General features: G+C 29.3%; 12 protein-coding genes. All 12 read right to left on the bottom strand.

The features are described from left to right. Positions 1-88: 88 nt before the first annotated feature. Positions 89-526, bottom strand: coding sequence for a VanZ family protein (locus VJY38_RS08470; RefSeq protein ID WP_353680259.1), 438 nt, complete (start codon positions 524-526; stop codon positions 89-91). Beyond that, entirely contained in the window at positions 492-2,054 is a 1,563-nt protein-coding gene (locus tag VJY38_RS08465; protein ID WP_353680258.1) for an NAD(P)H-hydrate dehydratase, read from the bottom strand. Before VJY38_RS08465 ends, VJY38_RS08470 begins: the two co-directional genes overlap by 35 nt. 94 nt (positions 2,055-2,148) lie before the next feature. Then, the gene (locus tag VJY38_RS08460; protein ID WP_353680257.1) at positions 2,149-3,579 is read right to left on the bottom strand and encodes an NADH-quinone oxidoreductase subunit N; all 1,431 of its coding nucleotides are present in this window, start codon (positions 3,577-3,579) and stop codon (positions 2,149-2,151) included. An 18-nt stretch (positions 3,580-3,597) separates the two neighbouring features. After that, positions 3,598-5,124, bottom strand: coding sequence for an NADH-quinone oxidoreductase subunit M (locus VJY38_RS08455; protein WP_353680256.1), 1,527 nt, complete (start codon positions 5,122-5,124; stop codon positions 3,598-3,600). A 37-nt stretch (positions 5,125-5,161) separates the two neighbouring features. After that, positions 5,162-7,108 carry an NADH-quinone oxidoreductase subunit L gene (nuoL, locus tag VJY38_RS08450; RefSeq protein WP_353680255.1) on the bottom strand — a complete coding sequence of 649 codons (1,947 nt, stop codon included), beginning with the start codon at positions 7,106-7,108 and terminating at the stop codon, positions 5,162-5,164. 6 nt (positions 7,109-7,114) lie between these two features. Further along, on the bottom strand, positions 7,115-7,423 hold the full coding sequence (nuoK, locus tag VJY38_RS08445; RefSeq protein WP_353680254.1) for an NADH-quinone oxidoreductase subunit NuoK: 309 nt from the start codon (positions 7,421-7,423) through the stop codon (positions 7,115-7,117). 15 nt (positions 7,424-7,438) lie between these two features. Beyond that, positions 7,439-7,954 (bottom strand): NADH-quinone oxidoreductase subunit J family protein, encoded by a 516-nt coding sequence (locus VJY38_RS08440; protein ID WP_353680253.1) that lies wholly within the window; start codon positions 7,952-7,954, stop codon positions 7,439-7,441. A gap of 1 nt (position 7,955) precedes the next feature. Beyond that, positions 7,956-9,254, bottom strand: a complete 1,299-nt coding sequence (gene asnS / locus VJY38_RS08435) for an asparagine--tRNA ligase (protein WP_353680252.1) — start codon at positions 9,252-9,254, stop codon at positions 7,956-7,958. Positions 9,255-9,382: 128 nt separating this feature from the next. After that, entirely contained in the window at positions 9,383-10,933 is a 1,551-nt protein-coding gene (locus VJY38_RS08430; protein WP_353680251.1) for a Ppx/GppA phosphatase family protein, read from the bottom strand. A gap of 2 nt (positions 10,934-10,935) precedes the next feature. Beyond that, positions 10,936-12,033: a glycosyltransferase family 9 protein gene (locus VJY38_RS08425; RefSeq protein ID WP_353680250.1), complete on the bottom strand. Its 1,098-nt coding sequence runs from the start codon at positions 12,031-12,033 to the stop codon at positions 10,936-10,938. Further along, on the bottom strand, positions 12,033-12,236 hold the full coding sequence (locus tag VJY38_RS08420; RefSeq protein WP_353680249.1) for a hypothetical protein: 204 nt from the start codon (positions 12,234-12,236) through the stop codon (positions 12,033-12,035). The genes VJY38_RS08425 and VJY38_RS08420 overlap by 1 nt, the downstream gene beginning before the upstream one ends. Positions 12,237-12,238: 2 nt before the next feature. Next, positions 12,239-12,883: a deoxynucleoside kinase gene (locus VJY38_RS08415; RefSeq protein ID WP_353680248.1), complete on the bottom strand. Its 645-nt coding sequence runs from the start codon at positions 12,881-12,883 to the stop codon at positions 12,239-12,241.

Raw genomic sequence — 12,883 nt, 5'->3', positions numbered from 1 at the left:
CCATTTTTGCGTTGCTAACTTAAGAAATAGGGAAAGAATTGTCAATGAATTCGTAAAATTTTGCACTTATTGAGTTAATTATGTTTCATTAATTTTCGATTTTATTTTCATTAATGTTCATTTTAATTATCATATTGGAAAATAGAATACCTATTACTCCACCAAGTACATCAGAAATCCAATCGTATACATCACAAAATCGTCCAGGTACAAAAATTTGATGCATCTCATCTATTGTTGCATATGCAATTAATAAAAGAATGGAGAACCAAAAATAATTCTTAGAAACAATAATTGACCTTTTTTGAAAATGCAAACTAAATGCTAACAAAAAAGCTAAAAATAAATAAGCAAAAAAATGTTCAATTTTATCTTGTGAATTAAAAATTTTAGGCACAGCATCAAGAGGCAGTGTTGTTAGGAAAAATAAAAAAATCCAATAAATTACTAACGGTAAATAAACATAAACTAATGGATTAGTTTGAAAAATTTTATATAAACGAGTTGATAATGAATTTAATTGCATAAGGAATTTTTTCCATTAAATCATTAGATGTAAAACCAAATTCACTTTTTTCATTAAGTAAAAGATCTGCAGCAAGACTATGAATGTAGATAGCACTTATTAAACTTTCTTCATTATTACTTTGAGCCTGAAATGCTGCAATAATACCTGTTAAAACATCTCCCGAACCAAATTTTGCCAAGCCAGGATTGCCTGCTGAATTTATAAATGCTTCTCCTTCTGGATTAAATACAATAGTAGGAGCTCCTTTTAATACTAAATAACAATTATTTTCTTGAGAGAAATTTCTTCCTATCGATAAAAGATTGCTTTCCAATTCACTAATTTCTATTCCAATTAAATCTGCAAATTCTTTATGATGTGGTGTTAATATTTTCCCTTTTAGATTAATTTTTTTATACTCTTCATTTCTTAATGCATAAATCGCATCGGCATCAATTACAAATTTTTTTGATTTATAAGTCCTTAGTATATCTTTAACTGCATTTTGTGTTTCAATTTCTCTTCCCAGTCCAGGACCAATTGCAATAACATCTGCCCATTCAATTCTATCACTTATTTCTTTAATATTTTCTGAATTAATAAATCCTGATTCTTTATCATCATAAGCTTCAACAATAGCAGATTCAATTCTTTGTTGAGCAAGTATTTTAATTGAATGGGGAAATGCTAAAAAGCAAGAACCTGCACCAGCTTTCATTACAGTATTTGTTGTAAAAAAAGATGCCCCCGGCAACTTTGATGAACCAGCAATAACTAAAACTTTTCCAGCTGAATATTTGTGTATATCTAAATCTTTTACTGGTAATCCATTATAAGCATCTTCAGGTTCAATGAGGTAATCATTCACTTTTAATTTTTGATAATATTCTTCTCCAATTCCTATTGAACCTTTTACAATTTTCCCACAATGAGTATATCCTTTTCCATAGAACAAACCAGTTTTAAATTCAGATAGTGTTACAGTTAAGTCAGCATTAAAAATAATTTCACCGGTTGAAGTTTCTAAATCCAAACCTGTTGGTAAATCTACAGCAACACGAAAAGCATTCAACTCATTCAAATATTCTACAATTTCTTTATATGGTTCTGATAAACTACCACGACTTCCAGTTCCAAGCATTGCATCTATAATAATTTCACAATTATCAAGTATCAATAAATCTTTAATGTTCTGATATATTATTAACTTTAATTGAGGATATTCATTCAATAAATTTTTTGTGATTCTGAAATTAATTAATGCATCTCCTTTTAATTCTTCTTCTGAGCCAAGTGAAATAACATAAACATTAAATCCATTAATTATAAAATGTCTTGCAACTGCAAATCCATCTCCACCATTATTCCCTTTTCCACAAACAATCCCGATTGTTTTATTATTAATAAATTCATTTCCGTTTTCAATTATAGCACTAAATATACTTCGTGCAGCATTTTCCATTAATACAATACTCGGAATTCCCAGAACATTTATAGCATAATTATCTGCTTCGCGAACTTGTTTTGATGTATATAATGGTATCATTTTTTGTTTATAAACTTTTAATTAAAGCTTTTTTAAAAAGCAGAACTAAATACTAAAAGTAAGTTAAGAAAAAATTTTATTAAACATGAATAAATTAATAAACAACCGAAGTTATTAAATTCATTAATAAATCTGGAACTAAACCGAATATTATTACAAGCACACTACAAATAATTACTGAAGCTAAACTGTATGGTGATAAGGTTATATTAAAATTATGGGCAGGTTCTTTAAAATACATGAGAACAACTACACGCAAATAAAAATAAACACTTATTACACTTGCAAGGACTCCAATAATTGCTAACCAGGTTAATCCACTTTCTATAGCACCAACAAAAACATAATACTTCCCAAAAAATCCAGCTAATGGAGGAATTCCTGCTAAAGCAAACATAAATAAAGACATTAATGCAGCAAGTAATGGATTTTTAGAATTCAATCCAGTAAATGAATCCAGATCTGTTCTTGAATCATCTTCTCCTTCAACAATCGAAATAATTCCAAAAGCACCAAGATTAATAAAAGTATAAGCAGCAAGGTAGAAAATAATTCCAGCAATACTGGTAATATTTCCAGCTGCCAGACCTATTGACATATAACCAGCATGTGCAATCGAAGAATATGCTAACATTCTTTTGAGATTGTTTTGAGATATTGCAATAATACTTCCAGCAAGCATCGAAAGAGTTGATATTACAGCAAAATAATTACGGAAATTATTTGGTGTCTTAAAAGCAATAATTGCTGTAAGAGATAGAATTAAAACACTAAATGCAGCACTTTTTCCAATAGTTGACATCAATCCTGTTACTGTTGTAGCAGAACCCTGATAAACATCTGGAACCCACATATGAAAAGGTACAGCTGCAATCTTAAAACTAAATCCAACTAAAAATAGAACGAAGCCTGTAATAAAAATTATATTGGAAATAAGTGAAGAAAAATTTGTCATTATACTCGATAAATTTGTTGTACCACTAATACCATAAATTAAAGCAATTCCATAAACAATAAATCCAGTTGCAAATGCACCAAGCAAGAAATATTTCATAGATGCTTCGTTAGCAAATAATTTTTTTCTATTAATTCCAGCAAGAACATAGAAGCATATCGACATTAATTCCAGACCCAAAAAAATCATAATTAAATCGCCAGCACCAGCCATTATCATCATACCTAAAACAGAAGATTGAATCAATATATAATATTCACCATAATATGAACCATATTTTTTTATATAATCAATAGAATTAATTGTAACCAGTAAAGCCCCTAAGTTGAAAATAAAATTAAAAATAGCAGCTTTGCCACCTACTTCGAGCATTCCATTAAATAGTATTTCATTTTGATTTATATTTAATAAAGAATAAAGAGCAATTATGAAAAAAGTTAATATCGATAACCAGGGAATGATTATTTCACTTTTCTTTGAACTAATTTCTATAACTATTGATAGTAAAATTAAAATGCCTATAATTATAAAAGGCATTATCATTGAATATTCAGAAATACTTGCTGGCATATTAACTCATTTCAAAATTTATTTCAAAAAATAAAAAGTATTATTGCTTACATTCTGCAAAATTGATTGTGCAGAAACTTCAGTTAATTTCAAAAAAGTTGTTGGATAAATTCCAATCCACACAATAAATATTAAAATAGGAATTAGAATCAGTAATTCTCGATTATTCATATCAGTAAGTTCATTTTTAAGATTAAGATTTTTTATTTCACCAAAAACAACTCTCTGATACATCCATAATAAATAAACAGCAGCAAAAATAACTCCTGATGCTGCAAAAACAGTATACCACCAGCTGTTAAGAACATTTGATTTAAATGAGCCAAGCAGAATTAAAAACTCACCAACAAATCCATTCAATCCAGGTAATCCAATTGATGATAATAAAACAATCATAAGTATTGTTGAATACAGTGGAACTATTTTAGCAATACCACCATAGTATTCAATTTCACGATGATGAGTTCTTTCGTACAAAACACCAACTAAAAGGAATAAAGCTCCAGTGGATAAGCCATGATTTATCATTTGAATTATTGCACCCTGCATCGATTCAATAGTCATAGCAAAAATTCCAAGCACTACAAAACCAAGATGTGAAACCGACGAATAAGCAACAAGTTTTTTCATATCAGGTTGAACCATCGAAACCAATGCTCCATAGATAATTCCAATGATTGCAAGAATAGAAATAATCGATGCATAATGGACAGATGATTGAGGAAAAAGAGGAAGACAAAAACGAATTAATCCATAAGTCCCCATTTTTAATAACACACCTGCTAATATAACAGAACCAGCTGTAGGTGCTTCAACATGTGCATCAGGTAACCAGGTATGAAAAGGAAATACTGGAACTTTTATTGCAAAACTTAGAAAGAAAGCAAGAAACATCCATTTTTGAATTTCAAAAGGTATTGTAGGACCAATTTTATATAAATCCAATAAATTAGTTGTAAACGATCCTGATTGATTTGATGCATATACAGCTAACCAAATAATTGCTACAAGCATCAATAAACTTCCAAACATTGTGTATAAGAAAAATTTTATTGATGCATATATTCTTCTTTCGCCACCCCATATTCCTATTATAAAATACATTGGTATTAACATTGCTTCCCAGAAAATATAAAATAGAAAAACATCCAAAGACATAAATACGCCGAGCATTCCAGCTTCGAGTAATAACATTGAGAAAGTAAACATCTTAACATTTTTATCAATAGCTTTCCATGTAGAGAGAAGTGTTAATGGTGTAATAAAAGTTGTAAGTAAAATTAAGATTAAAGAAATACCATCTACACCAACATGATAGCTAATATTTAAACTCTTTATCCACAAAATCTTATGGACTAACTGAAATTGGGAGTCTGAAGAATTATATTGAAAATAAGCATATAAAGAAATCAAGAAGGCAATAGTTGAAATTATTAATCCAAACCACCTTATAATTTTTTTTTGTTCTTCTGATAAAAAAAGAACAATTAAACTTCCAATGATTGGAATAAGAAGTAAATATGTAAGAATTAAATTTTCCTGCATATAATTTTAATGTTCAAAAATTTATGAATAAATACATTTAATTAATACTCAATATTACCCAGAAAAGAATTAATGCAATGCCTGCAACGATTACAAGAGCATAAAATTGAGCAACTCCAGTTTGAATTTTTCTAATAAATCCAGAAACTAATCCAATAATTCTGGCAACGCCATTTACTATTCCATCAATTATAAATGCATCAGTAAATTTCCATAAAACTTTTTCTGAACCTATTTTAATTGGATTTACAATTGCTGCATCATAAATTTCATCTACATAGTATTTATTTAATAATAGATTATAAAGCTTTTTAAAATTGTTTGATAAGTTTTCTGCTATTGTTCTATTCTTTGTATAAACATGAATAGCAAAATAGATTGCACTTAAAGCAAGTACTACAGACACAAACATTAAAATAATTTCCAGTGTATGAGAATAAGTTTCTGAATGCATTAATAATAATCTTTCTGCAGGCTCATAAATTGGAGCCAGCCAGCTTTCGAATAAATTTCCATTTTCACCAGAAAATACTTCAGGGATTCCAACATAACCACCAATAACAGATAAAACTGCAAGTATAATTAATGGAATTGTCATAACAGATGGCGATTCGTGTGGATGAATTTTATGATGATCAAATCTTTCTTGACCAAGAAATGTAAGAGAAAATAATCTAAAAATATAAAATGCAGTTAGCATAGCAGTAAAAGCACCAACCAACCATAAAACAAATCCACCATTTATAAACGAATACCATAAAATTTCATCTTTGCTAAAAAATCCTGATAAACCTGGAAAACCTGAAATAGCAAGTGCGGCAATTAAAAATGTCAAATAAGTTTTTGGCATATACTTTTTAAGGCCACCATAATTTTGAATATTTTGTTCTTCGTGCATGCTATGAATTACAGAACCAGCACCTAAAAAAAGAAGAGCTTTGAAAAAAGCATGAGTCATAACATGAAAAATAGATGCACTAAAAGCTCCCACACCTGCAGCCAAAAACATATAACCAAGTTGGCTTATTGTTGAATAAGCTAAAATCTTTTTAATATCGTTTTGAACAAGACCAATTGTTGCTGCAAATAAAGCTGTGAATACTCCTATTATGGCGACTATCAACATTACTACTGGTGCAGAAGCAAATAATATAGAAGCTCTCGAAACCATGTAAACACCAGCAGTAACCATTGTTGCTGCATGAATTAAAGCAGAGACTGGTGTTGGACCTGCCATTGCATCTGGTAACCAGACATACAAAGGAATTTGTGCAGATTTTCCAGTGGCTCCAATAAATAAAAATAATGCAATAAAACTATAAGTAGCTTCACTTATTGAAAGTGTTTGAGCTTTAGAAAATACTTCATTGAAATTAAGTGAATCAAATGTATAATAAATCAAAAACATTCCAAGTAAGAAACCAAAATCACCAATTCTATTGACTATAAAAGCTTTCTTAGCTGCATCTGCTGTAGTACTTTTTTCAAATTTCTTATCGTACCAGAATCCAATTAATAAATATGAACAAAGACCAACGCCTTCCCATCCTAAAAACAAAACAACAAAATTATCTCCTAATACTAAATTCATCATTGCAAAGATGAATAAATTTAAGTATGCAAAAAATTTCCAGAAACCTTTATCACCATGCATATATCCAATTGAATAAACATGAATTAAAAATCCAACTCCAGTAACTATTAAAGACATAGTTAGCGAAAGCTGATCAACGAGATAACCAAATTTTATATTTAATCCAGCAACAGAAAGCCAGGTAAATAATTCAACTACATTTGATCTTTGATTTACTGGAAGTGATATAGTTTCTACAAATGCCAGCAAAGAAATTATAAATGAAAATCCTACTGTTAAACTTCCAATTAATCCAATTATTAATTCACTTTTAATTTTTCTACCAAATAGACCATTAATTAAAAAACCAGCTAAAGGTAGAATTATAGCTAAATAGATATAATTAATCATTCTTAATTACCACTTAAAAATATTTATTTCGTCAATGTTAACAGTAAGTTTATTTCTAAAAATTGCAATAATAATGGCTAAACCAACTGCTGCTTCGGCAGCAGCTACAGTCATAACAAAAAATACAAATACCTGACCTATTGGATTTCCAATGTATGACGAAAAAGTTACCAGTGCCAGATTTGCTGAGTTTAACATTAATTCTATACACATAAAAACAACTATTGCATTCCTTCTGATTAACACACCTGTTACACCTACTATAAACATAAATGCACTGAGTATTAGATAATATTCAATTGGTATTGACGACATAGTTTTAAAAATCCTTTATTCAAATTTTTTCTTAGCAAGAATTATTGCCCCAATTGTAGCTGCCAGTAATAAAAATCCAGCAACTTCAAATGGGATGATATAATCTGTGTACAATTTTTCACCAATAGATTGAATGGTTCCAATTTTATTAGCTACATCTTCTTGTAGATTCAAATTTTTTGATGGTCTACCATAGAAAATTAAAAACGCAATTTGAAAAAATACCAGTGCACCTATAGCAACTGATAAATATTTTAAAACTTTATTACCACTAAAGATTGTCGATTCATTGTCTGTTCTGAGAAGCATAATTACAAACAAAAATAAAACCATAATTGCTCCTGCGTACACTATAATCTGAACCACTGCTATAAATTGTGCATTCAATAGTAAATAAAGACCTGCAAGAGCAAAGAAATTAAGAATAAGAAAAAGAGCACTTATAACTGCATTTTTCCTTGTAATCATCATTATAGATGATATTGCAGAAATTAAAGAAAGGATTATAAAAAGAATAATTTCTAAACTCATATTAAGGTGTATTCCTGTAAATCATTCTAGGGAATGGGATTGCTTCTCTCAAATGTTCCAATCCACAAATCCAGCTTACTGTTCTTTCAAGACCGAGTCCAAAGCCTGAGTGAGGAACTGAACCATATCTTCTTAAATCAAGATACCATTCAAAATATTGTTGAGGTAAGTTATGTTCTTTAATTCTTTCGATTAAAAGATTCAGATCATCTTCACGTTGACTACCACCAATTATTTCACCATAACCTTCTGGAGCCAGCACATCGACTGCAAGAGCAAGTTTAGGATTTTCGGGATCGCGTTTCATATAAAAAGCTTTAACTTCTGCAGGATAATGATGTACCATTACAGGTCTATCAAATTGTTCCGAAATTATTGTTTCATCTGCACCACCAAAATCGTTACCCCATTGAAAATCAACACCATTTTTTCTTAATATTTCTACTGCTTCATCGTATGTAATTCTTGGAAATGGGCGAACTACTTTTTCAAGTTTAGATGTATCTCTTTCAAGTTCTTTTAATTCTTCTTTTTTATCTTCAAGAACAGTTTGAACAACATATTCGAGAAATTCTTCTGCTAAATCCATATTATCATTCAAATCATAAAAAGCCATTTCTGGTTCAACCATCCAGAATTCTGTAAGATGTCTTCTTGTTTTTGATTTTTCTGCACGAAAAGTTGGACCAAACGAATATACTTTTCCGAGAGCCATTGCACCACTTTCTGCATACAATTGACCTGATTGAGTTAAATAAGCTTTACCCAGATCAAAATAATCCATTTCAAAAAGTGTTGATGTACCTTCGCAAGCATTCGGTGTAATTATTGGTGGATCGAATAAAGTGAATCCATGAGAATCAAAAAAATCGCGAATTGCTTTTACAATTCTATGACGAATCTTAAGAATTGCAACCTGTTTTTTTGATCGCACCCAGAGATGTCGGTTATCCATTAAGAATTCGATACCATGCTCTTTAGGTGTAATTGGATAATCATGGGAAAGTGAAATTAACTTAAGGTCTGTTACATCAAGTTCGTAACCACCAATAGCTCTACTTTCAGCTCTTACTTTTCCTTTAACTTCAAATGAAGATTCTTGAGTTATTTTGTCGGCTATTTCAAAAACTTCATCGCTAACATTATTCTTCACAACAACACATTGAACATATCCTGAACCATCACGTAAAATTAAAAATTTAATTTTACCACTCGATCTTTTATTATAGAGCCAACCTTTAAGTGTTACTTCTTCCCCGTTATGTTTGGATAAGTCTTTAATATAAACAGTAGGTCTCATTATCTGGAAATTCTCGAAATTTATTTTTTCAAATATAAGTAAGTGGTTATCTATTATGCAAAATAAAATCTGAATACAAAAGTAAATTTGTTATGAAAACATTTAGTTATTCAAAGATCAAAAACAAATTATAATTCGACTTTAATTTTCTTTTTAAAAACTTCTTCGAACAATCCTTTTCTTCTTTCCAAATTCCATAATTCAATATCGGGCATTATATTTTTATCGTGCTCAATTTTTATAATAACAGAATTCCCCTTTAACTCTGACTTTATTGATTTAATTATCTGCTTATGAGTTCTATCAAGTGAATCAGCAATTCTTAAAATAGATGATAATTTTTTTATTACCTGTTTTGTTTTATCTGATAATTCTTCAAATTCAGAATGAGATGGTTTTGGATGACTTTTTCGATGATATCTTGCAGTATGAGCAATGATATCAATTTCATTTTCGTTAAATCCAAGTAACTCACTATTTTTTATAAGATAATAACTATGATGATGATGATTTGCATAAGAGATATTATAGCCAACATCGTGAAGAATTGCTGCTGCTTCTAGAAGTTCTCGATATTCAGTATCAAGCTTATGAAGGTTGATTAAATCATCATAAATCTGTAGTGATAATTTTGCTACATGTTCAGAATGCTTTTTATCGTAATTACATTTTTCAGCTAAATGGAAAATTGATTCTTTTCTAATATCCGAAAGTACTGGTTTATTAATTTCAGAAGCATGTTTCTGTAGAGTATCGATAACAATACCTTCTCTTAAAGCATAGTTAGAAATTGTCATCTCATTAATATCAAGTAAATCAAAAATTGTTTGTAATATTATTATTCCAGCTGGAATTATATCCGCTCTCTTCTCGTCCATTGCAGGAATTTTTTTACGATCACCTGGTGTTTTTCTTTTAAGTATCTCTTCAGAAATTTTTTCTAATTCTTTTTTATTAAAAACAAAATTATTCAATGGTGTGATTGAGTTTGTTGTGCCCTTTTTTATTGCATTAATCATTTGTCCAGTAGACATAATTGTTCCAGAAGAGCCAACAGAAATTTCAAATCCTTCTTTCTTTATATGTTCTACTATTGGAAAAATTTCTCCTTCGACCCATCTCCTACATTCTTCAAGTCTTGATTTTGTAATAATATAATCAGGGAAAAATTTTTGTGATAATCTTACTGCACCAATTTTAAGACTTACCGAATAAATTGGATTTCCTTTTTTCCCTATTAAAAATTCTGTACTACCACCACCAATATCAATAATCAATGCTTTTTTATTATAAATAGGTAGAGCTTTTAAAACTCCAAGATAAATTAATCTCGCTTCTTCAAAACCACTAACCACTTCCACATTAATTCCAGTTTCATTATATACTTTTTGAATGAAATCATTTTTGTTGTGTGCTTCTCTTACAGCACTGGTAGCAACAGCTCGAATTTTTGCATTATGTGCTTCGGCTATTCCCTTAAATCTTTTTAGACAGCTTAATGCACGTTCGATAGCATCTGGAAGAATTAATTTTATATCACCAGCACTTCCTTCTCCTAATCTTATAACTTCTTTCTCTCTATCAATAATTTCAAATCCACCATTATTTTTTATTTTGACAATTATTAAATGAAACGAATTAGTACCTAAATCTATAGCAGCTAAATTTTTCCCGTTCATAATCAGTTCTTCTTATGTTTTTCAAATATTGAACAACATAAATTAAATACTTCATCTTCAGTAATATCAGAAATTAATTCAGATTTTCTGATGAAATATTTTTCTTCTCCTATTGGAGCCCAATTATATGGATTTGTGGGACCAAATAAAGAAATTTGTGGAGTTTTTGTTGTGCCTGCAACATGCATTACACCTGTGTCGTTAGTTATAAATAAATCACTTTTAGAAATTAAAGCTGCCAGTGTAGAAATTGGTTGATTAATAAAATAAGCAGCCTGAAAGTTTAAATTCTTTTTCATATAGTCAATCTCATCTTTATCTGATGAACTTCCAGTAAAGTATATTTTTATTTTATAATGTTCTTTTAATTTCATAATCAGATTAATATACTTTTCTAATGACCATCTATTTTGAGGTTTTCCAGCTCCAACATGAAATCCAACTAAATAATCATCTTTCGCTAAATTAATTGAATTAATAAATTCTTCTGCAGCTTTCTCATCTTCTTGATCATATTCTATAGATGAACTAAAATTTTTGGTTGATAAACCAAATGGACGAACTATATCCATTATAAAATCTGAAACATGAGCATCTGGATTCTTTTTCCAGTTAAGTTCAATTCTGTAATGAAACAAAAATGAAATATCATTTTTTTGACCATTCAAAGATTCTGGACCAATTTTAATTTCTGAATTTGACAGTGCAGCCAATATGCAGCTTGTTTTAGAAATTGCAACAGTAGCTGGCACAATTGCTACATCATATTTTTTTCTTAATACTTGCTTCAATTTTTTTAAATAGACAAAATTGAAAAACTTCTTTTTATTAAATATGAATAGCTCATCTATATATTTATTCTTTGTAATAGCATAATAATTTTCGGGACTTGCAATCAAAGTAATTTTTGAATTCGGATATTTCTCTTTTATAGCTCTGAACAATGGAACACTTGCAAGCATATCTCCAAATTGATTATGCTGACGTATTATCAAAAATCTTTCAGGATTGTTCAGTGAATATTCCGTTTTCTCTTTAACTGAAAAATATTTTTTAAGAAGATTTATAATAACTTTTGATAAAATATTTTGATGGGACATTACTTCTTTGAATTATCTTTAGGAATTATATCTTCGAATTTAGCTTCAATTATATCTTCATCTTTAATCTGGTATTTTGAGTTATTTCTTTTCTTACGAATACTATTTTCAGATTTATCGACTGTTGCTAATGCTTTTTTAACCAGTCTATAAGTTTTATAAATTATAAATAACAACAGAAACCAGATTAACAAACGAATCATCCTTATTTCCTCACCTCTGGATTAAAATATTCAATAAAGCCTCTATCGTCTCGAAAGATTTGATTATAAAGTTCATCAAAATCTTCCTGACGATTAATAAAATCAATTTCAGTAGTATTAACAATTAATAACGGAGTATCATTATACTTGAAGAAAAAGTCATTATAAGCTTCAGAAAGTTCAACAAGATAAGCTCTTGTAAGATTTTTTTCGAATGAACGTGCACGAAGTTTTATGTTATGCATTAATCTATCGATACTTGCCTGTAAATAAATAACTAAATCTGGTTTGGGAATATCTCTTTCGAGCAATGGAAAGATTGCATCATAAAGTTTTAATTCCTCTCCCGAAAGATTTAGATATGCAAATATTTTATCTTTATCAAAAATGTAATCAGAAACAATATATTTACTAAACAAATCCTGTTGATTCAATAATTGGAGTTGTTTATAACGACTGATGAGAAAAAAGATCTGAGTTTGAAATGCATATTTGCGACGGTCTTCGTAAAATTTTTCGAGAAAAGGATTTTCCTGAAATTCTTCGAGAATTAGATTGGCACCTATTTTTTCGGAAAGTTTTTTTGCAAGACTTGTCTTCCCGGCACCAATTACTCCTTCAATTGCAATGTATCTTAGTTCTTTCAC

This window comes from Rosettibacter firmus, assembly GCF_036860695.1.
Taxonomy (GTDB): Bacteria; Bacteroidota; Ignavibacteria; order Ignavibacteriales; family Melioribacteraceae; genus Rosettibacter; species Rosettibacter firmus.
The sequence above is the reverse complement of the archived record's forward strand: the minus strand, read 5'-3'. Positions and strand labels throughout refer to the sequence as shown.

What these genes read in the sequence shown, in the direction of transcription:
- VJY38_RS08460 (WP_353680257.1), bottom strand. Translation starts at nt 3,579, where the DNA reads ATGCCAGCAAGTATTTCTGAATATTCAATGATAATGCCTTTTATAATT.
- asnS (WP_353680252.1), bottom strand. Translation starts at nt 9,254, where the DNA reads ATGAGACCTACTGTTTATATTAAAGACTTATCCAAACATAACGGGGAA.
- VJY38_RS08430 (WP_353680251.1), bottom strand. Translation starts at nt 10,933, where the DNA reads ATGAACGGGAAAAATTTAGCTGCTATAGATTTAGGTACTAATTCGTTT.
- nuoK (WP_353680254.1), bottom strand. Translation starts at nt 7,423, where the DNA reads ATGTCGTCAATACCAATTGAATATTATCTAATACTCAGTGCATTTATG.
- VJY38_RS08440 (WP_353680253.1), bottom strand. Translation starts at nt 7,954, where the DNA reads ATGAGTTTAGAAATTATTCTTTTTATAATCCTTTCTTTAATTTCTGCA.
- VJY38_RS08420 (WP_353680249.1), bottom strand. Translation starts at nt 12,236, where the DNA reads ATGATTCGTTTGTTAATCTGGTTTCTGTTGTTATTTATAATTTATAAA.
- nuoL (WP_353680255.1), bottom strand. Translation starts at nt 7,108, where the DNA reads ATGATTAATTATATCTATTTAGCTATAATTCTACCTTTAGCTGGTTTT.
- VJY38_RS08470 (WP_353680259.1), bottom strand. Translation starts at nt 526, where the DNA reads ATGCAATTAAATTCATTATCAACTCGTTTATATAAAATTTTTCAAACT.
- VJY38_RS08425 (WP_353680250.1), bottom strand. Translation starts at nt 12,033, where the DNA reads ATGTCCCATCAAAATATTTTATCAAAAGTTATTATAAATCTTCTTAAA.
- VJY38_RS08465 (WP_353680258.1), bottom strand. Translation starts at nt 2,054, where the DNA reads ATGATACCATTATATACATCAAAACAAGTTCGCGAAGCAGATAATTAT.
- VJY38_RS08455 (WP_353680256.1), bottom strand. Translation starts at nt 5,124, where the DNA reads ATGCAGGAAAATTTAATTCTTACATATTTACTTCTTATTCCAATCATT.